General features: G+C 61.9%; 25 protein-coding genes. 23 read left to right on the top strand and 2 right to left on the bottom strand.

Translation table 11 applies throughout. The annotated features are described in order from the left end of the window. Window positions 1–9 precede the first annotated feature (9 nt). Entirely contained in the window at window positions 10–1,107 is a 1,098-nt protein-coding gene (gene zapE, locus IEX16_RS09800; protein ID WP_188708296.1) for a cell division protein ZapE, read from the top strand. Continuing rightward, on the top strand, window positions 1,104–1,748 hold the full coding sequence (locus tag IEX16_RS09795; RefSeq protein ID WP_188708295.1) for a hypothetical protein: 645 nt from the start codon (window positions 1,104–1,106) through the stop codon (window positions 1,746–1,748). The genes zapE and IEX16_RS09795 overlap by 4 nt, the downstream gene beginning before the upstream one ends. Before the next feature lie 13 nt (window positions 1,749–1,761). Here the strand turns inward: IEX16_RS09795 and IEX16_RS09790 are convergent, their stop codons facing one another. Next, on the bottom strand, window positions 1,762–2,520 hold the full coding sequence (locus IEX16_RS09790; protein ID WP_188708498.1) for a PP2C family protein-serine/threonine phosphatase: 759 nt from the start codon (window positions 2,518–2,520) through the stop codon (window positions 1,762–1,764). A 67-nt stretch (window positions 2,521–2,587) separates the two neighbouring features. Between IEX16_RS09790 and IEX16_RS09785 the strand changes: the two genes are divergently transcribed. Continuing rightward, window positions 2,588–2,791, top strand: a complete 204-nt coding sequence (locus tag IEX16_RS09785) for a DUF465 domain-containing protein (RefSeq protein WP_188708293.1) — start codon at window positions 2,588–2,590, stop codon at window positions 2,789–2,791. Then, window positions 2,791–4,797: a DNA repair helicase YoaA gene (gene yoaA, locus IEX16_RS09780; protein WP_188708291.1), complete on the top strand. Its 2,007-nt coding sequence runs from the start codon at window positions 2,791–2,793 to the stop codon at window positions 4,795–4,797. Before IEX16_RS09785 ends, yoaA begins: the two co-directional genes overlap by 1 nt. On the opposite strand, the gene IEX16_RS09775 is transcribed toward yoaA, so the two are convergent. Next, window positions 4,760–5,584, bottom strand: a complete 825-nt coding sequence (locus IEX16_RS09775) for an outer membrane protein assembly factor BamD (protein ID WP_188708290.1) — start codon at window positions 5,582–5,584, stop codon at window positions 4,760–4,762. The genes yoaA and IEX16_RS09775 overlap by 38 nt on opposite strands. 17 nt (window positions 5,585–5,601) lie before the next feature. Here IEX16_RS09775 and IEX16_RS09770 point away from each other — a divergent pair, with 17 nt between their 5' ends. From IEX16_RS09770 to IEX16_RS09680, 19 genes are all read left to right on the top strand, one after another. Continuing rightward, complete coding sequence (locus tag IEX16_RS09770; RefSeq protein WP_188708287.1) at window positions 5,602–6,636, top strand: RluA family pseudouridine synthase; 1,035 nt, start codon at window positions 5,602–5,604, stop codon at window positions 6,634–6,636. A gap of 102 nt (window positions 6,637–6,738) precedes the next feature. Further along, window positions 6,739–7,488, top strand: coding sequence for an SMC-Scp complex subunit ScpB (gene scpB / locus IEX16_RS09765; protein WP_188708285.1), 750 nt, complete (start codon window positions 6,739–6,741; stop codon window positions 7,486–7,488). Between the two features lie 11 nt (window positions 7,489–7,499). Continuing rightward, window positions 7,500–9,149, top strand: a complete 1,650-nt coding sequence (locus IEX16_RS09760) for a pseudouridine synthase (RefSeq protein WP_188708283.1) — start codon at window positions 7,500–7,502, stop codon at window positions 9,147–9,149. Between the two features lie 112 nt (window positions 9,150–9,261). Beyond that, the gene (ndk, locus tag IEX16_RS09755; RefSeq protein WP_188708281.1) at window positions 9,262–9,687 is read left to right on the top strand and encodes a nucleoside-diphosphate kinase; all 426 of its coding nucleotides are present in this window, start codon (window positions 9,262–9,264) and stop codon (window positions 9,685–9,687) included. Window positions 9,688–9,893: 206 nt separating this feature from the next. Then, window positions 9,894–11,039: a dual-specificity RNA methyltransferase RlmN gene (gene rlmN, locus IEX16_RS09750; protein WP_188708279.1), complete on the top strand. Its 1,146-nt coding sequence runs from the start codon at window positions 9,894–9,896 to the stop codon at window positions 11,037–11,039. Next, window positions 11,036–11,845 (top strand): type IV pilus biogenesis/stability protein PilW, encoded by an 810-nt coding sequence (gene pilW / locus IEX16_RS09745; RefSeq protein WP_188708277.1) that lies wholly within the window; start codon window positions 11,036–11,038, stop codon window positions 11,843–11,845. Before rlmN ends, pilW begins: the two co-directional genes overlap by 4 nt. Next, a complete protein-coding gene (locus IEX16_RS09740; protein ID WP_188708276.1) occupies window positions 11,838–12,836 on the top strand; it encodes a helix-turn-helix domain-containing protein in 999 nt (332 codons plus the stop codon). The genes pilW and IEX16_RS09740 overlap by 8 nt, the downstream gene beginning before the upstream one ends. Then, on the top strand, window positions 12,836–14,107 hold the full coding sequence (gene ispG / locus IEX16_RS09735) for a flavodoxin-dependent (E)-4-hydroxy-3-methylbut-2-enyl-diphosphate synthase (protein WP_188708274.1): 1,272 nt from the start codon (window positions 12,836–12,838) through the stop codon (window positions 14,105–14,107). Before IEX16_RS09740 ends, ispG begins: the two co-directional genes overlap by 1 nt. 8 nt (window positions 14,108–14,115) lie before the next feature. Next, window positions 14,116–15,423: a histidine--tRNA ligase gene (gene hisS / locus IEX16_RS09730; RefSeq protein WP_188708272.1), complete on the top strand. Its 1,308-nt coding sequence runs from the start codon at window positions 14,116–14,118 to the stop codon at window positions 15,421–15,423. Window positions 15,424–15,493: 70 nt separating this feature from the next. Then, entirely contained in the window at window positions 15,494–16,204 is a 711-nt protein-coding gene (locus IEX16_RS09725) for a YfgM family protein (protein WP_188708270.1), read from the top strand. Beyond that, window positions 16,201–17,367, top strand: coding sequence for an outer membrane protein assembly factor BamB (bamB, locus tag IEX16_RS09720; RefSeq protein WP_188708268.1), 1,167 nt, complete (start codon window positions 16,201–16,203; stop codon window positions 17,365–17,367). The genes IEX16_RS09725 and bamB overlap by 4 nt, the downstream gene beginning before the upstream one ends. A 199-nt stretch (window positions 17,368–17,566) precedes the next feature. Continuing rightward, window positions 17,567–18,910: a ribosome biogenesis GTPase Der gene (gene der, locus IEX16_RS09715; protein ID WP_188708266.1), complete on the top strand. Its 1,344-nt coding sequence runs from the start codon at window positions 17,567–17,569 to the stop codon at window positions 18,908–18,910. Window positions 18,911–18,960: 50 nt separating this feature from the next. Continuing rightward, complete coding sequence (gene hfq, locus IEX16_RS09710) at window positions 18,961–19,230, top strand: RNA chaperone Hfq (RefSeq protein WP_505810985.1); 270 nt, start codon at window positions 18,961–18,963, stop codon at window positions 19,228–19,230. A 5-nt stretch (window positions 19,231–19,235) separates the two neighbouring features. Continuing rightward, window positions 19,236–20,408 carry a GTPase HflX gene (gene hflX, locus IEX16_RS09705; protein ID WP_460885587.1) on the top strand — a complete coding sequence of 391 codons (1,173 nt, stop codon included), beginning with the start codon at window positions 19,236–19,238 and terminating at the stop codon, window positions 20,406–20,408. Window positions 20,409–20,452: 44 nt separating this feature from the next. Continuing rightward, window positions 20,453–21,883, top strand: a complete 1,431-nt coding sequence (gene hflK, locus IEX16_RS09700; RefSeq protein WP_188708262.1) for an FtsH protease activity modulator HflK — start codon at window positions 20,453–20,455, stop codon at window positions 21,881–21,883. A 12-nt stretch (window positions 21,884–21,895) separates the two neighbouring features. Continuing rightward, complete coding sequence (gene hflC / locus IEX16_RS09695) at window positions 21,896–22,792, top strand: protease modulator HflC (protein ID WP_188708260.1); 897 nt, start codon at window positions 21,896–21,898, stop codon at window positions 22,790–22,792. 34 nt (window positions 22,793–22,826) lie between these two features. After that, a complete protein-coding gene (locus IEX16_RS09690) occupies window positions 22,827–22,988 on the top strand; it encodes a DUF2065 domain-containing protein (protein WP_308421329.1) in 162 nt (53 codons plus the stop codon). Between the two features lie 115 nt (window positions 22,989–23,103). Beyond that, window positions 23,104–24,318: an ATP phosphoribosyltransferase regulatory subunit gene (locus IEX16_RS09685; RefSeq protein ID WP_188708259.1), complete on the top strand. Its 1,215-nt coding sequence runs from the start codon at window positions 23,104–23,106 to the stop codon at window positions 24,316–24,318. A gap of 50 nt (window positions 24,319–24,368) precedes the next feature. Then, complete coding sequence (locus IEX16_RS09680) at window positions 24,369–25,709, top strand: adenylosuccinate synthase (protein WP_188708257.1); 1,341 nt, start codon at window positions 24,369–24,371, stop codon at window positions 25,707–25,709. The last annotated feature ends 70 nt before the right edge of the window (window positions 25,710–25,779 follow it).

Below are 25,779 nucleotides of genomic sequence, written 5' to 3'. Positions count from 1 at the left end.
AACGCCACGATGTCCGTACAAGCGGAGTACGCGTCTGAACTTAAAACACGGGGCTACACCAGTGACCCGGCTCAGTTGCGTGCGGTGGAGGCGCTTGAACGCTGTGCCACAGAGTGGGCGGCGTTCAAGGAACAACGCTCCAACCCGCTGAAAAAACTGATCAACTGGCCCGACATTCCGCAGGGTGTCTACATGCACGGTGGGGTCGGGCGCGGCAAGAGCTTTCTAATGGACTGCTTTTACAACGCGGTCCCGCTCAAACGCAAGACGCGGCTGCATTTTCACGAGTTCATGCGTGAGGTGCACCGTGAGTTGCGCGATCTGCAGGGCGTGGTCAATCCGCTGGACGAGTTGGGCAGACGCATTGCAAAGCGTTACCGGTTGATCTGTTTTGATGAATTTCACATCGCCGACATCACCGATGCCATGATCCTGCATCGCCTGCTGACGGCGCTGTTCGACAACGGTGTCGGGTTTGTGACCACATCCAACTTTCACCCCGATGATTTGTATCCCAACGGCATGCACCGGGAGCGCATGTTTCCGGCGATTGAGCTGCTCAAGGAAAACCTGGAGGTGCTGAGTGTTGACAACGGCACGGACTACCGGCGGCGCACGCTGGAGCAGGTCCGGCTGTACCACACACCGCTGGGTCCACAGGCCGACGCGGAAATGAAGGAAACTTTTGAGCGTCTGGCCGAGTCTCAGGATGAGTCTCCCGTGCTGCAGATCGAGTCGCGCCAGATCCAGGCCAGGCGCAAGGCCGGGGGCGTCGTGTGGTTCGACTTCAAGACCCTGTGCGGTGGACCGCGTTCACAAAACGATTACCTGGAGATTGCCACCCAGTTTCATACGGTGTTGCTCAGCGATGTACCTTACATGCCGGTTCGCATGGCTTCTGAGGCCCGCCGCTTTACCTGGCTGGTGGATGTGCTTTACGACCGCCGGGTCAAACTCATCATGTCGGCGGAGGTAATGCCTGAGGCGTTGTACACCGTGGGCCCGCTGGCCCATGAGTTTCCCCGCACGATTTCGAGGCTTAATGAGATGCAATCTGCGGAATTTCTGGCGCTGGATCGGCGAGACGTGGATACCACCCTGACATGAAAAAAACACTTCTTTTGCTGCTGGCCTTGACAGTCGCCCCCATGGTTGCGGCGCAGCCCCGGGAGGACCTTTTTTCCCCGGCTGCGCAGATGGAGCGCGAACGCATCAACACTGAAAGGCTTGCGCTGGAGGCCGGCTTCGACGTGGAAGAAGCTGCTTGTTACAAAAAGTTCTTCACCAATAGCTGCCTCAAGGATGTTCAGCCGCGCCGGCGTGATGCCATGGCTTTATTGCGGCAGCAGGAGGTTGCCCTCAATGATCGGGAGCGCAAGGAAAAGGCTGCCGCGCAGATTCAGAAAACAGAGGAAAAATCATCCGCCGAAGCGCAGGCGCAGGCCGCTGAGCGTCGCATCCAGGCCTTGCAGGAAACACGGGAACGGGTTGAGCGTACGCAGCAAAAGGCCGACGAGCGGGGCATCCTCAAGCAAAACGAAGCGCTCAATGCCGCAGATGCCGCGAACCGGGCCAAGGGCTCTCAGGAAAGAGCGCAAGCCCGCGCAGACAAGCAGGCCGCCATTGCTGCCGAAGTCGAAAAATACAATGACAAGCAGCAGGAGGTGAAAGAGCGAAAAGCCAGCCGCGACCAAAAACAGCGCGAACAGACCAAAGCGCCGGCCAAAACCCTTCCCACGCCGCCTTAGGGTCCCTGCGGCTTTATTCGAGGGCTTCGAGCTTGACGATGACCAGCGACAGGTTGTCACCGCCACCATGGGCGCGAGAGCGGGCTTTTTGAATCAAGAATTCCGTCGCTTCGCGCGGTGACAGCATGGACAGCGCAGAACCTATTTCGTTGGGACTGAAGTAGTGCCACACGCCGTCGCTGCAGGCGATCAATGCATCTCCGGGGCGCAACTGCGGTATGAAATGCTGGGTGACGGGCGGGCCTTCTTCGGTCCCCAGGCAGCCCATTAGGATATTCGACTGCGGGTGGACGTTGGCTTCGTCTTCGCTGATCTCACCTTTATCCACCAGCGTTTGTACGTAGGAGTGGTCGATGGTGCGCGTCACGATTTTGGCACCGTGAAAATGATAGACACGCGAATCGCCGGCATGCACCCAATGGCAATCGCCGGCCGGGTTGATCAGAAACGCGGCCAGCGTGCTGTGCGGCTCCTGTTCGGCGGAAATGGCGGTCAGCTTGATGACGGTGTGTGCTTCCTCCACCAATTGCTTGAGCATGAGAGGTGCATCATCGCTGGCCGGTGCATAACGCTCAAACAATTGCTTGGCGGTCATCATGACCTGGTCCGATGCCTTGCGCCCGCCGCTGCGTCCGCCCATTCCATCCGCCACGATGCCGAGCATGCAGCCTGCAATGTGCGGATGGCTGAGCAGTGCAACCTGGTCCTGCTGATAGTCGCGGTCTCCCTTGTGAATACCGGTGGACGCTGTGATTCGATAACCTTTGGACATCTTGACTCGATATATCTCTGTAATCGACGTATTATCAGACGAAGCAGCCTGCGCGGATAAAAAAACCTTGGACACAAATCTACACTCTCCGGAGCGCCATCTGATTGACCTGAGAATCGAACATGCAGACCTCAATGCACTGGTCGACATCACATCGCATGCGGTTCCAATCAATGAGTTGATGCTCAGGCGCCTGAAAAAGCGGCGCTTGCTGCTGCGGGACCAGATCGCCCTACTCGAGATGTCGCTGGAACCCCCTGAACCTGCCTGATGAATCTGGCATCCCAAGTTCTGGCGGCCTTCGCCCCTGAGGGCGTGCTGTCGCGCGCCACCGAGCACTTTGTTCCCCGCAGCGGGCAGACCGAGATGGCGTTAGCCGTGGCGCAGGCGATTGAAGGTGCTTATCCGCTGGTCGTCGAGGCAAGTACCGGGGTTGGCAAGACTTTTTCCTATCTGGTGCCGGCCTTGCTCAGTGGAGAGCGTGTGTTGTTGTCGACCGCAACCAAGGCGCTGCAGGACCAGTTGTTTGGGCGCGATCTGCCGGCTCTCGTCAAGGCGCTCGGTGTACCTGTCAGCACGGCTCTGCTCAAGGGGCGCGGCAGCTATCTGTGCCTGCACCGCATGGAGATGGCTCGCCATGATGCGAGTTTTCCCGAGCGCACGTCGCTGGGCGCACTCGCCAAAGTGGAGAGGTGGGCGCAAGGCACTGCTACCGGTGACCTGGCGGAGTTGCCAGGCCTCGATGAACGCTCACCCGTGATCCCCTGGGTAAGCTCCACACGTGAAAATTGTCTGGGTTCGCAGTGCCCGCGGTTTCGCGGCTGTCATGTCAATCACGCGCGGCGTGAGGCGCTCGCCGCCGATGTGGTGGTTATCAACCACCATTTGTTTTTTGCCGATCTGGCGGTACGGGAATCAGGCATGGCGGAATTGCTGCCCACAGTACGCATCGCCATTTTTGACGAAGCGCACCAGCTCAACGAAACGGGCGTGCAGTTTCTTGGGAAGAACCTGTCGACAGGGCAAGTGCTTGATTTTTCGCGCGATATGCTGGCCACCGGTTTGCAACTGGCGCGCGGGCTGGTGGACTGGCAGGCTTTGTCGGGCGCCACCGAGCATGCGGCCCGTGATCTGCGTCTGACCGTGGGCAATGCTTATCCGGGCAGCAAGCTGCGCTGGAACGATACCTTTCCCGAAGGGCTGAACGCTGCCGAGTGGTCAACCGCCCTGGCAGCGCTCGGCAACTCGCTGCAGGCTGCGTGTGAAGCCCTGGACAGCGTCACTGAAATGGCGCCCGACTTTGTGCGCTTGCATGAACGCGCGCTAGAACTGGCAGAACGTACGCGGGCATTTTCAGCGCCGACCGAGCCAGGCGGAGTCCGCTGGCTTGATGTGGGGACACAGTTGCGCCTGGTGGAGTCGCCGCTGGACATTGCGAAGGCCATCCAGGCACGGGTGTTCACGGACGACAAGGCTGCGGCGAAGTCCTGGATATTCACATCGGCAACGCTGGGCGATGACGAGCGCCTGAGCTGGTTCACCGGGCCTTGCGGGTTGACGCAGGCGTCGGTGTTGCGGGTCGGCAGTCCGTTCGACTATGCACGGCAGGCTGCGTTTTATGTTCCGCGCAACTTTCCCAAACCGGGTGACGCGGCACATACGGCGGCTGTTGCAGCATCGGCGGCGAGCTGGGCGCGTCGGCTGGGCGGGCGCACGATGGTGCTGACCACCACCTTGCGCGCTTTGCGCGCCATTGGTGACGCGCTGCAGTCGACTTTCGACGGTGCGGGTGACATCGAGGTTCTGGTGCAAGGTGCGATGCCCAAACGTGCGCTCATTGAACGCTTCCGTCAGGGCAACGGTGGCGGTGGCCGTGCTTGCGTACTGGTTGCGTCTGCGTCGTTTTGGGAGGGTATCGACGTGCCTGGCGAGGCGTTGCAACTGGTAATCATCGACAAATTGCCATTTCCTCCGCCCAACGATCCCATGGTAGAAGCCAAGTCGCGGGCGCTGGAGTCGGACGGCAAAAGCGCCTTCAACGACTATTTCCTTCCGGAGGCGGCTGTGGCGCTCAAGCAGGGCGCAGGCCGACTCATCCGCCGCGAAACCGATCAGGGGGTGCTGGTGATTTGCGACAGCCGTCTGGCTGTCATGGGTTATGGCAAGCGCCTGCTGCGGGCCTTGCCTGCCATGCAACGGCTGGCATCAGAAGACGAGCTCAACGAACGTCTGGACCTGCTTACCAGAAGCGGTACCACGGCGACTCAACTGACTTGAAACCCTTGGTCAGGTACTCGCTCTTCGGGTAGCTTTTTTCCATCACGCGTTTGGTGTCATCGCGCAACTGGGCCATGCCCAGCGCATCGTAGGATTTGTAGAGGATAAACAGCGCGTCTTCAAGCACTGGCACGTCGCGGTAGTCGGTCAGGGCAGTTTGCGCGCGGTTGATGGCGGAAATATAGGCGCCGCGGGTGTAGTAGTAACGCGCCACATGGACTTCATACTGCGCCAGTGAGTTGACAATATAGGTCATGCGCAGGCGTGCATCGGCTGTGTACTTGGAATCGGGAAAACGATTGGACAAGTCCTTGAAGGCATCGAATGATTCCTTGGCCGCCTTCTGGTCACGCTCCGACAAATCCTGTCGGTACAGAAAACTGAACAAGCCCAGGTTTTCGTTGAAGGTCACCAGACCTTTGAGGTACAGGGCGTAGTCGATGGCCGGGCTGGCCGGGTGCAACTTCACGAACCGGTCCAGCGTGGCCTGGGCCTGGGCCTGCTCGCCACCCTTGTACTGGGCGTGGGCTTTTTCAAGCTGCGCTTGTTGGGCCAGCGGCGTGCCTGCAGCGCGGCCTTCTAGCTTTTCAAACAGCGGAATGGCCTTGTCGTAGGCGCCGGAGCTCGCTTCTTCACGGGCCTCCGCATAAATTTTGTTCGGGCTCCAGTTTGCCGTCGGGTCTTTCACGGTGGAGGAACAGGCCGACAACATGAGGACGCAGGCTAGCAGGGCTGCCGCTGTAAAAGGGGGGGGAGCGGGAACAACCGATAATTTGGTGGAAAACATCGCAATTGATCCTGTAAATGACTGATTCTGAACAAAGCAAATTGATTATATCGAGCGCCAATGCCGGGGACGGTTTGTCTGACGAGATCGCCGACGAACTGGAGACGGGCGCTGGCTTCGAGTTGCGCCAGGTCGTGGTAGCTGCTGCCAGCCACGGTGAGCGTCTGGACCGAACACTCGCACAGGCCGTGCATGAATTTTCCCGCAATTATCTGCAGCAACTGATCGAGGCCGGGGCAGTGCAGCTCAATGGCGTGACGGTCACCAAATCGGCGGGACGTGTGAAGGCCGGCAATGTGTTGCAGGTCGAACTCAAACCCACGCCGCAAAGTCAGGCCTTCAAACCTGAAACGATGGCGCTGGAGATCGTGTTTGAAGATGAACATTTGTTGGTCGTCAACAAGCCGGCGGGGCTGGTGGTGCATCCGGCGCCCGGCAACTGGAGTGGCACGCTGCTCAACGGCCTGCTGGGCCGCGATCCGCAGGCCAGTCTCCTGCCGCGCGCTGGCATCGTGCACCGGTTGGACAAGGACACCAGCGGCCTGATGGTCGTGGCGCGCAAGCGCCAGGTGATGGACCAATTGGTGGCCATGATTGCCGCCAGAACCGTCAGCCGGGAATATCTGGCCTTGGCCCACGGCGACTGGCTGGGGCCGGCCGCGCGTCAGGTGGAAGACCCGATAGGCCGCGATCCGCGCAACCGGCTGCGCATGGCGGTGGTGGACCTGGAGCGAAATTCCGGCAAGACCGCGTCTACCGGTATCTTCAGGCTGGGCAGCGGCGGCGGGTTTTGCCTGGTGCGTTGCAAGTTACAGACGGGCCGGACCCATCAAATTCGGGTGCACATGGCGGCTATCGGCCATCCGCTGGTGGCGGACGAGGTTTATGGTGGAAAGCCCGTTGCCGGACTGGGGCGCCAGGCCTTGCATGCCTGTCGGCTGGCCTTCGAGCATCCCGTCACCCATGAGGCGCTGGAGTTCCTGTCGCCGCTGCCTGCTGATCTGGCGGCCGCCGTGGCCGGCGTGGGGCTGGGATACAATCAAAGCCAGTAGTTTTCTGCTACCCGCACACGGCGCACCCTGATGAAGTGCTTGCGCATGATGTGAGTTGCGCTGCCAGGCGCCTTGACCTCGTTTACTTTCGGAACCAAGACCATGAATACGACGGATGCGAAGCGCGTCCTCGAAACGGCACTGATTTGCGCGCAGCAGCCGCTGGCTGTGCGTGACATGGGTGTTTTGTTCAACGGGGCGCTGACGGCCGACACCCTGAAGCTGCTTCTTGAGGACCTGCAAAACGACTGGTCCGGACGCGGCGTGGAACTGGTGCGTGTGGCCACTGGCTGGCGTTTCCAGAGCCGCCCCGACATGCGCGAGTTCCTGGATCGTCTGCACCCTGAAAAGCCGCCGCGCTACACCCGCGCCACGCTGGAGACTCTGGCCATCATTGCGTACCGCCAGCCGGTGACGCGCGGGGACATGGAGGACATCCGCGGGGTCACCATCAACAGCCTGCTCCTCAAACAACTTGAGGACCGCGGCTGGGTGGAAGTGATCGGGCATCGCGAAACCGTGGGGCGCCCCGGCCTGTACGCGACAACGCGGCAGTTCCTCGATGACCTTGGTGTTCAATCGCTGGATCAGCTTCCGGCCATGGACAACGCGGCTGGCCAGGCGACCATGTTGGAGCAGATCGAATTCGGCCTGGCAGGCCCGCCCGCCAGCAACGACACCCTCGCACTGGAAGCGGCGGGGCATGCTTCTGGCGATGGCGACACTGAAACCCCACTCCCCAATGAGACAGAGGCGGCATTGGCCGCAGCCAGCCCTGCCGAGCCGGCAGACTTTGATAGCTTGCAGGAAGCCCCGGCCAGCAGCCGGGCATCTCCTGATCCCCACGCCTGAATGGCCACCGCATGAACCCCAACGACAATCCGGCCCCGGCCGTTCTGCCCCCCCCCCAGATCGAAGAGTCAAAAATGGTTTCAGCCCATAGCCATAAAGCGCTACCAGCTACTGATTTGATAGCGGATGCCACGCCTGCTGCTGCTGCTGAAGGCGTGGCCGGGCCGACTCGCCAGGCCCAGCCATCAGGCGCACCGGCGAACCGCTTCGACGACGTTGTAACGGGCCAATTCGACGCGGACGAGGAAGATGTCGCAGTGGAACTGGCCAAACGCGTTTTGTTGCCCCAGCCGGAAACGCCGAAATTGCACAAGGTGCTGGCCCAGGCCGGCCTGGGGTCGCGGCTTGAAATGGAGCAATTGATTCTGGAAGGGCGGATCTCGGTCAATGCCGAGCCGGCCCATATCGGCCAGCGCATCCAGTTCGGTGACACCGTCAAGGTCAATGGCAAGCCGATCCGGGTGAGGATCGACCCGCCGCCGCCGCGTGTGATCGCCTATCACAAGCCTTCCGGCGAGGTGGTGTCCCATGACGACCCACAAAACCGTCCCACGGTGTTTCGCAAGCTGCCCAAGCTGTTCCAGGGCAAGTGGCAGTCGGTGGGGCGGCTGGACCTGAATACCGAAGGCTTGCTGCTGCTGACCAGTTCCGGCGAGCTAGCCAACAAGTTGATGCATCCGCGTTTCGGTCTGGAGCGCGAGTACGCGGTCCGGGTGCTGGGTGCCTTGAACAATGAAGAGAAAAAACGCCTGCTCGATGGCGTGCAACTCGACGACGGCCTTGCCCAGTTCAGCACCATCGAAGCCGGCGGCGGCGAGGGCGCCAACTGCTGGTACCGCGTGACCATCTCCGAAGGGCGCAACCGCGAGGTCCGCCGGATGTTCGAGGCCGTTGGCCACGCCGTCAGCCGCCTGATCCGCATCCGTTATGGCGCCGTGGTGCTGCCGCGCGGCCTCAAGCGCGGTGCTTTTGTGGAACTCGACGAACGCGATATCTGGGCCCTGACCAACGCGGTCGGTCGTTCGGAGTCGCGCGCTGATCCGCGCGGACCGAAAACGCAGGCTGAAGCCGGAGACGGCGCGGGTGAGTCCCGCCCTGCACGCGGTCCACGCCGCAACGACAGGTCGCGCGGTGGGCGAGGGCGTACGGATGCCGGCGCGGCCCGACCGCCGGAGCAACAAGCTGCACCTGGCCAGGACGACGGCGAGGAAACGGGGCCTCATGAGTTTCAGCCGCCCATGCCCCGCAACGACGCGCCACGGGATGCCAACCGGCGTCGCGGCGGTGGCGGCAAAGGCCGCGGTCCGGACGGTGGCAACGGCGGGTCTACCCCGCGTTCCGGCCCGCCGGGAAACTTCGGTGGCAATCCAGGCCAGGGCCAGCGCCGCCGTGACGACGGAGGTGGCCGCGGCGATCGTGCCGACAAGGGCCCGGGTGGTGCGCAGCCCGACCCGATGAAAACTTCCTTCGGCTACATCGGTGCTGAAACCTTTACCCGCCAGCGTCAGGCCCAGGGCCAGCGGCGCAGCGGGGGTAATGGCCCCGCTGGCGGTGGTGGGGGCGGCGGAGGTGGCGGTACTGGCCAGCGGCGCGGCGGCCCAGGCGGCGGTGGCGGCGGAAACCGGGGCAATGGCGGTGGTAACCGGGGCGGAAACCGCTGAGTCTTCACGCCCGCCCCACGCGTTTTTCAAACAGGGCGATTGATGGCGGGTTAAAATCAGAGGCTTTATTCGATTTGAATAAATCCAAGAAAATCAAGGTTAAGGAAATCTCATGGCGATCGAACGCACTCTCTCCATCATCAAACCCGACGCAGTGGCAAAAAATGTCATTGGTCAAATTTACGCACGCTTCGAGGCCGCCGGCCTGAAAGTGGTCGCAGCCCGCATGGCGCACCTGTCGCGCGGTGAAGCCGAGGCTTTTTATGCCGTGCACAAAGAGCGTCCCTTCTTCAAGGACCTCGTGACTTTCATGATTTCCGGCCCGGTCATGATTTCTGCGCTCGAAGGCGAAAACGCGATCCTGAAGCACCGCGATCTGATGGGTGCGACGGACCCGAAGAAAGCCACTGCCGGAACCATCCGTGCCGACTTTGCCGACAGCATCGATGCCAACGCCGTGCACGGCTCCGACGCCGTTGAAACTGCCCAGGTGGAGATCGGCTTCTTCTTCGCGGGCATGAACATCTATTCGCGCTAGATATATGGCCCCCACGCTTGTCGCTTCGTGTACTGCGCTGCCCCCCGAGGGGGTGCTGCGCCTGCGGCCCGGCAAAGCCGGTTCCGCGGCCCCGGCTGGTGAAGAGGGAACCCCTAGGCGTGTCGTTTTGCGTACTTTGCTGCCCCCCGAGGGGGCTGTGCTTTCTCGGGGCGGCTCGTCGCTACTCTAGCGCGGAACTCCCTGCCATGACCACCAACCTGCTTGATCACGATCTGGAGGGGTTGGCTGCGTTTTGCGAAACGCTGGGAGAAAAACGCTTCCGGGCCACGCAGCTTTTCCGCTGGATTCACCAGAAAGGCGCAACAAATTTCGACCAGATGACCGATCTGGCGAAGTCGCTGCGTGAAAAACTTCCCGCTTCCGCCCACATCCAGAGCCTGAAGGTGGTGTCGCGCCACGATTCGGCTGACGGCACCATCAAATGGCTGTTCGATGTCGGCGCCGGCGATGTGATCGAGACGGTTTTCATCCCCGAGTCTGACCGCGGCACTCTGTGCATCTCCTCACAGGCCGGCTGCGCGGTCGGCTGCCGCTTTTGCTCGACGGGTCACCAGGGCTTCAGCCGCAACCTCACCACCGCCGAGATTATTGGTCAGCTCTGGTTTGCCGAGCACTTCCTGCGCCAGCACCTGGGCAGGAGCGAACGGGTTGTTTCCAACGTCGTGATGATGGGCATGGGCGAGCCGCTCCAGAACTATTCGCAGCTACTGCCGGCCTTGCGTGTCATGCTTGATGATCATGCCTACGGCCTGTCGCGCCGGCGTGTGACCGTGTCGACTTCGGGCGTGGTGCCCATGATGGATCGCCTTGCTCAGGATTGCCCGGTGGCGCTGGCGGTGTCGCTTCACGCGCCGGAAGATGCCCTGCGCAGCAACCTGGTGCCGCTCAATAAAAAATATCCGATTGCGGAGCTGCTTGATGCCTGCAGTCGCTATCAGAGCGCCGCACCGCGTGACTTCATCACCTTTGAATACTGCATGCTCGATGGCGTCAACGACCAGGCCGAACACGCGCAGCAACTGGTGGAGTTGATGAAAAAACATTCCGTGAGCGGTTTGTCGTGCAAGTTCAACCTGATCCCGTTTAACCCGTTCCCGGCTTCGGGACTCAAGCGCTCCAGCATGCCGCAGGTCATGGCTTTCGCGAAAATCCTGATCGATGCGGGCATGGTGACCACAGTGCGCAAGACACGTGGCGACGATATCGATGCGGCTTGCGGCCAACTGGCCGGCGACGTGCAGGATCGCACCGGCGTGCAACAACGCATGGCGTCACAGCGGCAGGGTATGCTCAAGGGCATCAAGATAGTCTCCAGAGAGGTCGGCGTATGAAACTTGTCCGTGGCGTGATCTGGTTTTCCGCCTGCTGGGTTGCGGTGTTGATGGCCGGCTGTGCCGCCAATCCGGGTGCCACGTCTGGGTCTGGCGGGCGGGCCGAGATTATGACCGAGTCGGACGAAACAGATGGCCGCAGGCGTGCGCGCATTCGCCTGGAACTTGCCGCCAATTATTTCCAGCAGGGCCAGACCAACGTGGCGCTGGATGAACTCAAGCAGGCGCTGGCGGCCGACCCGACCTTTGCCGATGCACACAACCTGCGTGGTCTGGTCTATATGCGCCTGAACGACAGTGCGCTCGCCGAAGACAGCTTTCGTAGAGCGCTGGCGCTGAATCCCCGTGACGGTGGCGTGTTGCACAACTATGGCTGGCTCCTCTGCCAGCAAAACCGGTATAGCGAATCAGTTGCGCTGTTTGGTCGAGCTATCGCCATGCCCCAGTACGGCGGGCAGGCTAAAACGCTGATGACACAGGGCATTTGCCAGCTCAGTGCAGGGCAGGTGGCCGAAGGAGAGCGCAGCCTGTCACAGTCCTATGAGCTTGATGCCGGGAACCCGATCACTGCCTACCACTTGTCCAGGGCGCTTTTTCAACGCGGTGACCTACCACGGGCGCAGTTTTATATCCGTCGCGTCAACAACAGCGATCTGGCCAGGGCTGAAACGCTCTGGCTGGGTATCAAGGTGGAGCGCAGCCTGGGTAACCGTGAGGCCATGTTGCAGTTGGCTGACCAGTTGAAAAAACGCTATGGGGCGTCGCGTGAAGCGGCAGCTTATGACAAAGGTGCCTTCAATGAGTGAATTTGACGGCCAAGCGCCGGGCAGCTCAGGCATGCCGATGGAGGAATCTGCGCGAGCCGGATCGCCAGCGCCTGCCGAAAGTGCAGGAGCCTTGCTCAGGCAGGCACGCGAGGCGGCTGGCCTGCACATCGCTGCCTTGGCTGTCGCGCTGAAGGTGCCGGTGAAAAAACTCGAAGCACTTGAGGCTGACCGGCTGGACTTGCTTCCCGATGCGGTTTTTGTGCGTGCACTGGCGTCAAGCGTTTGCCGCACGCTCAAGATGGATGCTGCCCAGGTGCTGGCGCTTTTGCCCCAAACCGGCAAGCCGCGCCTTGGTTACCAGCAGACCAGCATCAACACGCCATTTCGCTCCCCGAGTGATGGACCTGGCCCCTCCCTGTGGGCGCAGGTGTCCCGGCCAGCGGTTCTGGCCGGGCTGCTGCTGCTGTTGGGTGCGCTGGTGCTGATCTTTTTTCCGGCTGTGCAGCAGCAGGAGATGGCGGTTCAGCCCTTGGCCAGTTCGGCTGTGGGCGCTCCACAACCGGTACCCGGCAGTGTCGAGGCAACTCCTGCGCAATTGCAGGAAAGCCCCCGCCCGACCGTGTCGGAAAGTCCGGTTGCTGCGGCTGCTGCGGGGGGCGTCCTGCCTGCCGCAAAGGCGATCCCCACCGGTTTGCCGGCAGGTTCCGCGCTTTTAATGCCGGCGGCGAGCCCCGCCGACGCACCGGCCGCCATAACTGCGCAAGCAACTACAACGCCCTCCGCGGCGGTAGCCGGGGGACTTATCGTGTTCACGGCCAAAGGTACGTCCTGGGTGGAGGTCACCGATGCCAAAGGGGTGGTGGTGTTGCGCCGCACCCTGGCCCCCGGTGAGGTGGCCGGTGCGTCAGGTGTGCTGCCGCTGGCTGCTGTGGTCGGCCGGGTTGATGCCACGCAGGTCCACGTGCGTGGTCGCCCCTTCGATCTGGGCGCGGTCGCCAAAGACAACGTCGCACGTTTTGAGGTGAAATAGTGGCTGCCTGTTTACCGATTGACTCGGCAGCGCCCAAGGCACGTGTGTCCGCTCAGGCGCGGGTGGTCTGGGGTTCGCGCGTGGTCACAGTAGGCGGCGATGCGCCGGTGCGTGTGCAGTCCATGACCAACACCGACACCGTCGATGCCATCGGCACCGCCATCCAGGTCAAGGAACTTGCGCTGGCCGGTTCGGAAATGGTCCGGATCACCGTCAATACGCCCGAAGCAGCCAAGGCCGTGCCTTATGTGCGTGAGCAGCTCGATCGCATGGGCATTGACGTGCCGTTGGTCGGCGACTTTCACTACAACGGCCACCGCCTGCTGACCGATTATCCGGCCTGTGCCGAGGCCTTGTCCAAATACCGCATCAACCCCGGCAATGTGGGCAAGGGCGACAAACACGACAGGCAGTTTGGCCAGATGATCGAGGCGGCTGTCCGTTGGAATAAGCCGGTTCGCATCGGTGTCAACTGGGGCAGTCTTGACCAGGAGTTGCTGGCCAGCCTTATGGACGAGAACAGCCGACGCCGCCAGCCCTGGGACGCCAAACAGGTGATGTACGAGGCCCTGATTACCTCGGCCCTCGACTCCGCCATGCTCGCTGAACAGCTGGGCATGGACAAAAACCAGATCATCCTGTCGTGCAAGGTCAGCGGCGTCCAGGATTTGATCTCGGTCTACCGCGAACTGTCCAAACGTTCGCGTTACGCGCTGCATCTGGGCCTGACCGAGGCCGGCATGGGCACCAAGGGTACGGTGGCCTCCAGCGTGGCCCTGGCGGTGCTGTTGCAGGAGGGCATTGGAGACACCATCCGTGTTTCGCTGACGCCTCAGCCTGGTGAAGCTCGCACCCAGGAAGTGGTCGTTGCCTCGGAAATCCTTCAGGCGCTGGGACTTCGCAGCTTTGTGCCCAGCGTCACGGCTTGCCCCGGCTGCGGCCGCACCACCAGCACCACTTTCCAGGAACTGACCAAGGAAATCGACGACTTCCTGCGCGCCCAGATGCCGGTCTGGCGCGAACAGTATCCTGGCGTTGAAAAACTCAGGGTTGCCGTGATGGGCTGTATCGTCAACGGGCCAGGTGAAAGCAAACATGCCGATATCGGCATCAGCCTGCCGGGTTCCGGTGAAGCGCCGGCTGCGCCGGTCTACATCGACGGCGAAAAAAGTGTGACCTTGCGCGGCGACCGCATTGCGCAGGAGTTCCGGGTCATTGTCGAAAACTACATTGAAAAGCGCTTTGGCACGCAAGTCGCCGAAGCCGCTTAAAAAACGCCATGGCTGAAAAACTGACTGCCGTCAAAGGCATGAACGATATATTGCCGCCCGATGCGGCGCGCTGGGAATGGTTTGAGGCCAAGGTGCGTGCGCTGATGGCGCGTTACGCCTATGCCAACGTGCGCACGCCGATCGTCGAACCGACGGCGCTGTTCGTGCGTGGCCTTGGCGAAGTGACCGATATCGTGGAAAAGGAGATGTACTCCTTTGTGGACTCAATGAATGGCGACAGGCTCACGCTGCGTCCTGAGGCTACCGCCGGCATCGTGCGTGCGATGGTCGAGCACAACGCGCTGTACAACGGGCCGATGCGGGTCTGGTCGGCCGTGTCGCTGTTTCGCCATGAGCGGCCGCAGAAAGGGCGCTACCGCCAGTTCCACCAGATTGATGTCGAAGCGCTGGGCTTTGCGGGGCCGGATGTGGACGCTGAGCAGATCCTGATGTGCCGCGCATTGCTGCGCGATCTGGGCATCCCGATGGAGCATGTGCGACTCGAGTTGAACAGCCTGGGTCAGCCGGGCGAGCGTCTGGCGCATCGCGCGGCGTTGATTGCGCATTTCGAAGCGCATGCCGATGTACTGGACGAAGACGCGAAGCGCCGGTTGCACAGCAATCCACTGCGGATCCTCGATACTAAAAATCCCGCACTTCAGGCGGTCGTCGAAGCAGCGCCTCAACTCATGGGTTTTCTTGGTGAGGCTTCGCTTGCGCACCTGAGTGCTGTGCGCGCAGTGCTCGACGCAGCGGGACTGGCCTACCGCATCAATCCGCGCCTGGTGCGAGGCATGGACTATTACAACCTCACCGTGTTCGAATGGATCACGGACAAGCTCGGTTCGCAGGGCACGGTTTGTGGCGGTGGCCGCTACGATGGCCTGTTCGAGCAGCTTGGCGGGAAACCCACCCCGGCGGTGGGTTGGGGCATGGGCGTGGAGCGTATGCTGCTGCTGCTCGAAGCAGTCGGCGTGTCACCGCCCGAGCGAGCGCCCGACGTTTACGCCATCGTGCCATCCGCAGAGCTCATGCCAACCGCCATGGCAACCTGCGAAACTCTGCGCGCCGAAGGTGTCAGTGTGCAGATGCACGCCGGCAGCGCGGACGGCATGGGCAGCATGAAGTCCCAGTTCAAAAAAGCCGATGGCAGCGGGGCGCGTTTTGCGCTGATTTTTGGACAGGCCGAGCTTGCAGAAGGCTGCGTGGCAGTCAAGGCTTTGCGTGGAGACAAGGGCGACCTTGCGCAAGCCCAGGTCCTGCAGCCGCTGGACGCCGTTCCCTCCTGGGCGCAGGGCTTGCGCAGCGCTAGCTGACCCGCACCCTACAATCGACATTCCTTGTTGGGCATCAACATACATCATCGGACAGAACAAGAAGCGCTTTATGGCAAAACATCTCGATTTGGAAGAACAGGAGCAGCTTGACGAGCTCAAGCACTTCTGGAAGCAATACGGCAACCTGATTACCTGGGGCCTGATTGTTATCTTCGGCAGCTTTGCCGCATGGAACGGTTACCAATACTGGCAGCGTAGTCAGCAGGCGCAGGCCGCCATCATGTATGACGAGGTGGAACGTGCAGCCACGTCCGGGGACGCAAGCCGTCTGGATCGCTCGCTGGCCGACATGAAGGACAAGTTCGGTGGCACGGCATTTGCGCAGCAGGCCGGGCTGCTGGCTGCCAAGACCTATTACGACAAGGGCAATATCGATGGCGCCAAGGCGGCCCTGGCCTGGGTGGCCGGCAAAAGTGCTGATGAGGGTTACCAGGCAATTGCAAAACTGCGCCTGGCGGGAGTGCTGCTTGAAGCCAAGGCCCATGACGAAGCGCTGCAGCAGCTATCTGGCACCTTCCCCAAGGATTTTACGGCGCTGGTGGCAGACCGGCGTGGCGACATATTTGCTGCGCAAGGCAAAAAAAGCGAAGCCAAAGCTGAATACGAAAAAGCCTACAAAGGCATGGACGAGCGCACCGAGTACCGACGCCTGGTCGAAGTCAAACTCAATGCGCTCGGAGTCAATCCGTCAGCGGCATTGTCCGTCCCTGCAGCAGCCGCTGCAGTTTCTCCCGCGTCCGCCCCGGAGGTCAAGCAGTGATTTTCAAGTCTTTTAGGCCTCTGGCCCATGCTGGTAAAGCGCCAGTAACTATTGTTTTAATAGCACTGTTGTCCGGTTGTTCGATGTTCAGCGGATTCTTTGGCGGCTCTGTCAAGAAACCGCAGCCGGCCGAATTGCAGCCGGTGGTTGCGCTGGTGCCGGTTCGCCAAGCCTGGACCGCCCGCATTGGTGAAGTCGGCTTCCCGCTCGAAGTCGAGGTGGCTGGTGACGCGGTGGTGGTCGCCAGTGCGGACGGCACGGTGGCTTCGCTGGACGCCCGAACCGGGCGCGACCTCTGGCGTACCAACATCGGCACGCCGATTGCCGCCGGTGTCGGCAGCGACGGTCAACTGGCTGCTGTGGTCACACGCGCCAACGAAGTGGTGGCCCTTGCCGGTGGCCGCGAAATGTGGCGCCAAAAACTGGCGGCGCAGGCTTTCAGCTCACCTTTTGTCGCTGGCGGAAGGGTCTTTGTGCTGGCCGCCGACCGCTCGGTCAATGCCTTTGACGGCCAGACCGGGCGTAAGCTCTGGACCCAGCAGCGTCCGAGCGAGCCGCTCGTGCTGCGGCAGTCCGGCGTCATGTTGGCTGTCGGCGACACGCTGGTGGTCGGGCTAGCCGGCCGGCTGACCGGGCTGAACCCTCTCAACGGCAGCATCCGCTGGGAAGCACCGATTGCTTCGCCGCGTGGCATCAATGATGTGGAGCGCCTGGTGGACCTCGTGGGTACCGTCAGCCGCGACGCCAACACGGTGTGCGCCAGGGCCTTCCAGGCCAGCGTCGGCTGCGTCGACGCCGGGCGCGGCACCTTGCTGTGGAGCAAACCCGCCAACGGCGCCCAAGGCGTGGACGGCGACGACAGCCTGGTGTTTGGCACCGAAGCCGACGGCAGGGTGCTGGCCTGGCGCCGCGCCGATGGCGAAAGTGCCTGGAGCACGGACCGTCTGCGTTACCGCAACCTGACCTCACCGGTGGTGGTGGGACGCTCCATCGCCATTGGCGATTCAGCCGGTTTCATCCACCTGCTGTCGCGCGCCGACGGCTCCGTGATGAACCGCCTCAGCACCGACGGCTCGCCAGTGGCGGCTTCGCCGGTGCTGGCTGCCAACACCTTGATTACCGTGAACCGATCAGGCGCCGTGTACGGTTTTGCCCCTGAGTAAATGGTGGCCCCCATGCTTGTCACTTCGTGCGCCTTCGGCGTTGCGCTGCCCCTTGCACAGGAACAAGGGGCGCTGCGCCTGCGGACCGGCGAAGGCGGATCCGCGGCCCCGGCTTGGGAAGAGCTGACCCGCGCGCTTGTCACTTCGTTTCTTTCGCTGCCCCGAAGGGGCTGATCTCTCCGCCTTGAATGCCCATTTAGTGAAACCTGTTCTCGCCCTGGTCGGTCGCCCCAATGTGGGTAAATCGACGATTTTTAACCGGCTGACCAAGTCGCGCGACGCAATTGTGGCCGACTATGCCGGTCTGACGCGGGACCGCCATTACGGCAACGGCCGTCTGGGCTCACAAGAGTTCATCGTCATCGATACCGGCGGCTTTGAGCCCAAGGCCATCGACGGTATCTACAAGGAAATGGCCAAGCAGACCCGGCAGGCGGTGGCCGAGGCCGACGTCGTCGTGTTTGTGGTCGATGCACGCGCTGGCGTGAACGCCCAGGACCATGAAATCGCCAGGTATTTGCGCAAGCTGGGCAAACCGACGGTGCTGACGGCCAACAAGGCCGAGGGCATGACTGAAGGGGTGCAACTGTCCGAGTTTTTCGAGCTCGGCCTCGGCGAAGTTCTTGCCGTGTCCGCCTCCCATGGCCAGGGCATGCGCACCCTGGCTGAGCTGGCTCTGCAGCCGCTGAATCTGCCGGATCCGGACGAGGAGGGTGAACCCGCCGACCCGACCGTGATCAAACTTGCGGTTGCCGGCCGTCCCAATGTCGGTAAATCGACGCTGATCAACACTTGGCTTGGTGAGGAACGGCTGGTGGCGTTTGACCAGCCGGGCACGACGCGCGACGCGATTTCGGTGCCGTTTGAAAAAGCCGGCCAGAAGTTCGAGCTGATAGACACCGCCGGGCTTCGCCGCAAGGGCAAGGTGTTCGAGGCGATTGAGAAATTCTCCGTGGTCAAGACCTTGCAGGCCATTGAAAGCGCCAATGTGGTGCTGCTGCTGCTGGACGCGACCCAGGGTGTGACCGACCAGGACGCCCACATTGCCGGCTACATCCTGGAAAGCGGTCGTGCCGTGGTGCTGGCGGTCAATAAATGGGATGCGGTGGACAGCTACCAGCGTGAAACCCTTGAGCGCTCTGTCGAGACGCGCCTGTCTTTTCTGAAATTTGCGTCCATCCACAATATTTCAGCGATCAAGCGTCAGGGTCTGGGCCCGGTCTGGAAATCCATCGTCCAGGCCCACGCCTCGGCCAACCGCAAGATGTCCACCCCCGTGCTGACCCGCCTGTTGCTGGAGGCGGTGCAGTTTCAGAGCCCGCAGCGCGCCGGCATGTTCCGACCCAAGCTGCGTTATGCCCACCAGGGCGGCATGAACCCGCCCATCATCATCGTGCATGGCAATTCGCTGGAACACGTGACGGATTCCTACAAGCGCTTCCTGGAAGGGCGCTTTCGCAAGGAGTTCGAACTGGTTGGCACGCCGCTGCGCATCCAGATGAAATCGTCGAGCAACCCTTTCGCCGACAAAGATTCAGCTTAAACCTACATTTGCGGCGGATGGCCTGTGGTAAGGTGAAGTTCTATCAACTCTTGAACACGGAAAATATCGTGAGCAATAACAAAGGTCAGCTGTTGCAGGACCCGTTCCTCAACACTTTGCGCCGTGAGCATGTGCCGGTTTCGATTTACCTCGTTAACGGCATCAAGCTTCAAGGCCAGATCGAATCTTTCGATCAATACGTTGTGCTGCTGCGCAATACCGTCACCCAGATGGTTTACAAGCACGCGATTTCGACCATTGTTCCCGGTCGTGCCGTCAACTTCGCTGCGGCTGAAGCTCCGGAAAGCCCAGTCAGCTGAGGCCTCTGGACACTCCCGCTACATCGGCCCCCCTGGCCATCCTGGTCGGGGTTGATTTAGGTGTTCCCAATTTTGATGCCGGCCTGGAAGAGCTGGGCTTGCTGGCCCAGACGGCCGGCCTGCAGCCGGTTGCGTGCGTGGTTTGCAAGCGCCGCGCGCCCGATGCGGCGCTGTTCATCGGCAGCGGCAAGGCCGACGAAATCAAAATGCTGGCACTGGAAACCGGTGCCAGCGAAATCCTGTTCGACCAGTCCCTGAGCCCCGCGCAGCAGCGCAACCTGGAGCGGGTGCTGGGTCTTCCGGTCAACGACCGCACCTTGCTGATTCTTGAAATTTTTGGCCAGCGCGCGCGCAGCCACGAGGGCAAGCTGCAGGTGGAGTTGGCGCGCCTGCAGTATTTGTCCACACGCCTGGTCAGGCGCTGGTCCCACCTGGAGCGGCAAACTGGCGGTGCCGGCGTACGCGGTGGCCCCGGCGAGAAGCAGATCGAACTCGACAAGCGCATGATCGGTGAGTCCATCAAGCGCACCAAGGAACGCCTGGTCAAAGTCAAGAAGCAGCGGCAAACCCAGCGCCGCCAGCGCGAGCGGCGCAATGCCTTCACGGTCTCGCTGGTCGGTTATACCAACGCCGGCAAATCCACGCTGTTCAATGCGCTGGTCAAGGCCCGCGCCTACGCAGCCGACCAGTTGTTTGCCACGCTGGACACCACCACGCGCCAGCTCTACCTGGGTGATGCGGCGCGTTCGGTCTCGCTGTCCGACACCGTGGGATTTATCCGGGACCTGCCGCACGGATTGATTGATGCGTTTGCTGCCACCTTGCAAGAGGCCACCGATGCGGACCTGCTGATCCATGTGGTCGATGGCGCCAACCCGGACCATCTGGAGCAGATCGAGCAGGTGCAGCGCGTGCTGGCTGAGATTGGTGCTGCCGATGTGCCGCAGATCCTGGTGTTCAACAAGCTCGATGCCCTTGAAAAATCACGCTGGCCGCTGCAATTGAGTGACAGTTTCGAGGTCAAGGATGCGTTTTCCGATACCGGTAAACGCGTCGAGCGCGTGTTTGTCAGTGCCCAGAGCGGGGAAGGCTTGCCCCTGCTGCGCGAGTTGCTGGCCCGGCATGCAGCGCTGCCGCCGGCCGAAGATACCCCCCAAATCAGTGAGGCTGTCTCGTGATTGGGCACAATGTCGGAGTAATGAAAAAAAATGAGCCTGATTCCATGAACCTGAACCCTGTGCTACAGACACTGACGACCCTACCGGCCCGACTGGGGCAACGCCTGCGGGGGATGTTCAATTTGAATGACCCCCGCTGGGGCCGCGACGACGACAACAAGGCGGGTCCGGACGAAAACAAGCCAGAGGCTGGACGCGATGAGCCGGCGCCCCCCAAGCCACCGGCACCCAACCGCCCTCCGCCGCAAGGCCAGGGCCCGAACCAGGGGCCGCCCGATCTGGATGAGTTGTGGCGTGACTTCAACCGCAAGCTCGGCGGCCTGTTTGGCGGCAACAAGTCCGGCCAGCGCACCCGGGGACTTGGCGGTTTGGGTGGCGGTGGTGGCAGCGGCGGCCCTGGCGGTTTCCAGCCTGACATGAAAAGTGCTGGTATCGGTGTGGGTTTGATCGCGCTGGTGGCCGTACTGATCTGGCTGGGCACCGGGTTTTTCATCGTGCAAGAGGGCCAGCAGGCCGTGATCACCCAGTTCGGCAAATTCAAATCAACGCAAGGGGCCGGTTTCAACTGGCGCTTGCCGTATCCCATACAACGACACGAAACATTGGTGGTCACCCAGACCCGGTCGGTCGATGTCGGCAGGGACAGCATTGTCAAATCCACCGGGCTGCGTGAGTCGGCGATGTTGACAGAAGACGAAAACATCGTGGAAATCAAGTTCGCCGTCCAGTACCGCCTGAGCGACGCGCGCGCCTATTTGTTTGAAAGCAAAAATCCGGCAGATGCGGTGGTGCAAGCTGCTGAAACCGCCGTGCGTGAAGTGGTCGGAAAAATGCGCATGGACGCAGCACTCGGGGAAGAGCGTGAGCAGATCGGTCCGAGGGTGCGCAAATTGATGCAGACCATTCTGGACCGCTACAAGGTCGGTGTCGAGATCGTGGGCATCAACATGCAGCAAGGTGGCGTGCGGCCACCCGAGCAGGTCCAGCCCGCCTTCGATGATGTGCTCAAGGCGGGCCAGGAGCGCGAGCGTGCCAAAAATGAAGCCCAGGCCTACGCTAATGACGTGATTCCGCGGGCTGTGGGTTCGGCCTCGCGCCTGAAGGAAGAGTCCGAAGCCTACAAGGCCCGCATCGTGGCACAGGCTCAGGGTGATGCACAACGCTTCCGCTCGGTGCTTGCCGAGTACCAGAAGGCGCCCCAGGTGACCCGCGATCGCATGTACACCGACGCCATGCAGCAGGTGTACAGCAACGTCACCAAGGTACTGGTCGATTCCAAACAGGGCTCCAACCTGCTGTATTTGCCGCTCGACAAGATCATGCAGCAGTCGGCCCAGAGCGGACCTGCTGCTAGCAGCGATGCCGCCACTGTGCCAGGGGTCGCCAGCGTGCCCTTGAACTCCGGCGTGCCTGCCAGCACCGTTGATCCACGCGTCCGGGATGCAGCACGCACCCGCGATCGCGAAACCCGTTAAGAGGACAAGATCGTGAACCGAGTTGGATTTATTGCCTCATCCCTGCTGGTGCTGCTCGCACTGGCCAGTTCCATGCTGTTTGTGGTTGATCAACGCCAGTATGGTGTGATTTACGCACTTGGCCAAATCAAGGAAGTCATCACCGAGCCTGGCCTCAACTTCAAGTTGCCGCCGCCGTTTCAGGACGTCAAATACCTGGACAAGCGTTTGTTGACGCTCGACAGCACCGACACGGAGCCTGTTTTGACCGCAGAAAAGCAGCGGCTGGTGATCGACTGGTATTTGCGCTGGCGCATCTCCAATCCGTCTGAATACATCCGTGCGCTGGGGGCAGACGAAAAAGCCGGCGCCAACCAGCTCAGCAGGGAGGTACGCAACGCTTTCCAGGAAGAGATCAGCAAGCGTACGGTTCGTGAGCTGATCTCCACCAAGCGCGAATCCCTTATGGTCGAGGTTCAGCGCCAGGTGCAGGAAAACGTCAAGAGCAAGAGCTGGGGAATTGAGATTGTCGACGTGCGCCTGACCCGCGCGGACTATGTCGAAGCCATCACCGAGTCGGTCTACCGCCGCATGGAAGCCGAACGCAAACGCGTGGCCAACGAGCTGCGCTCCACCGGTGCCGCCGAAGGCGAGAAAATCCGCGCCGATGCAGACCGCCAGCGCGAGGTGACGATTGCCAACGCCTATCGCGATGCCCAGAAGATCAAGGGTGAAGGCGACGGCCAGGCCGCTTCGGTCTACAACGACGCCTTCGGCCGCGACCCGCAGTTCGCCCAGTTCTACCGCAGCCTGGATGCCTATAAGGCCAGCTTTGCGAAGAAAAGCGACGTGATGGTGATCGATCCTTCGTCCGAATTCTTCAAGGCCATGCGCGGCGCCGGCGCGGGCAGCGCCCCGGCGAAGAAGTAGGTTTTTCCTGGACAGCAGCACGCTCTGGCTGGCTTTGGCCTGCCTGCTGGTCCTGGAGGGCCTCTTTCCTTTTCTCTCACCGGGCGGCTGGCGCCGCATGTTTGAGCAAATCCTGACCATGAGCAACGGCCAGATCCGCTTCTTCGGCTTGTGCAGCATGGGCGCTGGCCTGGCCTGGATGCTATTTCTGCTTTAGGGCGCCGCATCAAGTTGCAGCTATTTGCGCCCACACGGTGCATCCGGTCACCGCCCGGCCGAAAACCGGGCTCAAGCCCGGTAAAATCCTGTTTTTAACAGCGCACGATAAATACATGCCCGCCTGGTCGTCATCATGGCAATTGCCGGATCAAATTGCCGATGTCCTGCCCTCCGAGGCGCGTCACATCGAGGAGTTGCGCCGTTTGTTTCTCGACACGGCTCGCAGCTACGGCTACGAGCTGGTCATGCCGCCGCTGCTCGAACACCTCGAATCCCTGCTGACCGGCACCGGTGAAGCACTGGATCTGCAGACCTTCAAGCTGGTGGACCAGCTCTCCGGCCGCACCCTGGGCCTGCGCGCCGACACCACACCGCAAGTGGCGCGCATCGATGCCCACCTGCTCAACCGCCAGGGTGTGGCCCGCCTGTGTTACTGCGGGCCGGTGCTGCACACCCGCGCCGACCGGCCGCATGCGACGCGCGAGCCGCTGCAGTTCGGCGCCGAGATTTACGGACATGCCGGGCTCGAAGCCGATCTGGAAGCCCAGTTGCTGGCACTCGAAGGTCTAAGCACCGCCGGGGTCACGCAACTTTCTGTCGACATGGCCGATGTGCGCATCGTCAGCAGCCTGCTGGCTGGCGCCAGGATCAGTCCTTCCATGCTGGCGCGCATCCACGCCGCCCTGGCCGCGAAGGATGCCAGCGAACTCGCCAGCCTGATGGCCAGCCTCAACGGCGAGCTGCCTTCTGCAGCACGTCAGGGCCTGCTGATGTTGCTGCAGATGTATGGCGACGACAAGGTGCTGGCAGAGGCTGAAAAGGCCTTCAAAGCGGTACCCGAAGCGCTGAGGGCGCTGCAGAACCTGAAATGGCTGGCGACCCATGTGCAGGCACTGGCCGGACCCGTCCGCATCGCCTTCGACCTGGCCGACCTGCGCGGTTATGCCTATTACAGTGGTACACGTTTTGCCATCTACGGCCATGGCCAGCGAGACGGCGGTCAGGGCGCCGAGCTGGTGCGCGGCGGCCGCTACGACGAGGTCGGCGCGGTGTTCGGGCGCAATCGCCCGGCGGCCGGCTTCAGTCTGGACCTGAAGGAGCTGGTCAGCGTGCTGTTGCCCAAACCGCTGCGGCCTGCGATTCGTGCGCCCTGGGGTGAGGATGCCGGCCTGCGTGCTGCCATTGCCAAACTGCGTGCCGGCGGCGATACCGTGGCCTGCGTGTTGCCCGGTCACGAGCATGAAGTCGACGAATTCGATTGCGACCGCGAGCTGGTCAGCCTGGCCGGCCAGTGGCAGGTCCGGCAACTCGCCAAAACGCCCGCCTGATCGGCGTACGCGTCCGCATTTCCCCATCCATTCTTAACGAGTAAACGAAGATGACAAAGACAACTGCCGCAACCGCCGGCCGCAACGTGGTGGTCGTGGGTACTCAGTGGGGTGACGAGGGCAAGGGCAAGCTGGTGGACTGGCTGACCGAAAGCTCGCAGGGCGTGGTGCGTTTCCAGGGCGGCCACAACGCCGGCCACACGCTGGTCATCAACGGCATCAAGACCGCGCTGCACCTGATCCCCAGTGGCATCATGCGTCCGGGCGTCAAATGCTACATCGGCAACGGTGTGGTGCTGTCGGCGGCCAAGCTGTTCGAGGAAATCGAGGGCCTGGAAAAAGCCGGTGTCGAGGTGCGTTCACGCCTGCGCATCAGCGAAGCCTGCCCGCTGATCCTGCCCTTCCACGTGGCGCTCGATGTGGCGCGCGAGACCCGCCGCGAAACCGGCGGCACCGGCAAGATCGGCACCACCGGCCGCGGCATCGGCCCGGCCTACGAAGACAAGATCGCCCGCCGCGCGCTGCGCGTGCAGGACCTCAAACACCCCGAGCGTTTTGCCACAAAGCTGCGTGAACTGCTGGATCTGCACAACTTCGTGCTGACCGGTTACCTCCATGCGCCAGCGGTTGAGTTCCAGCCGGTGTACGACGAGGCCATGCGCCACGCCGAACTGCTCAAACCCATGATGGCCGACGTGTCGCGCGAACTCAACGACGCCAATGCCGGCGGCGCCAACCTGCTGTTCGAGGGCGCGCAGGGCACGCTGCTCGATGTGGACCACGGCACCTACCCGTTTGTGACATCCAGCAACTGCGTGGCCGGCAATGCGGCCGCCGGCGCCGGTGTCGGGCCGGGCATGCTGCACTACATCCTGGGCATCACCAAGGCCTACTGCACCCGCGTGGGCGGCGGTCCGTTCCCCACCGAACTCGACTGGGAAACACCGGGCACGCCGGGTTATCACATGAGCACCGTGGGTGCCGAAAAAGGCGTGACCACCGGTCGCAGCCGGCGCTGCGGCTGGTTTGACGCGGCCCTGCTCAAACGCTCGGCCCAGGTCAATGGCCTGTCCGGCCTGTGTATCACCAAGCTGGACGTGCTGGACGGCATCAAGACTCTGGAGCTGTGCACCGGCTACGAGCTGGACGGCCGCATCACCGACATCCTGCCCATGGGCGCCGAAGAAATTGCCAGTTGCAAGCCGATTTACGAAAGCCTGCCGGGCTGGACCCAGAGCACGGTTGGTGTCACCGATTACGACAAGCTGCCCGCGGCGGCCCAGCGTTACCTCAAACGCATCGAGGAGGTCACCGGCGTGCCCATCCACATGATCTCGACCAGCCCGGACCGCGACCACACCATCCTGCTGCGCGATCCGTTTTCGGCCTGAGCCACCTTGCAAAAATCAGTCAAATCGGCCTCCACCCCTTGACGGTCTTGCGTAATCAGCTATCAAATCA

This window comes from Polaromonas eurypsychrophila, assembly GCF_014641715.1.
GTDB lineage: Bacteria > Pseudomonadota > Gammaproteobacteria > Burkholderiales > Burkholderiaceae_C > Polaromonas > Polaromonas eurypsychrophila.
Note: the sequence above shows the minus strand (reverse complement) of the source record. Positions and strands in the feature narration are given on the sequence as shown.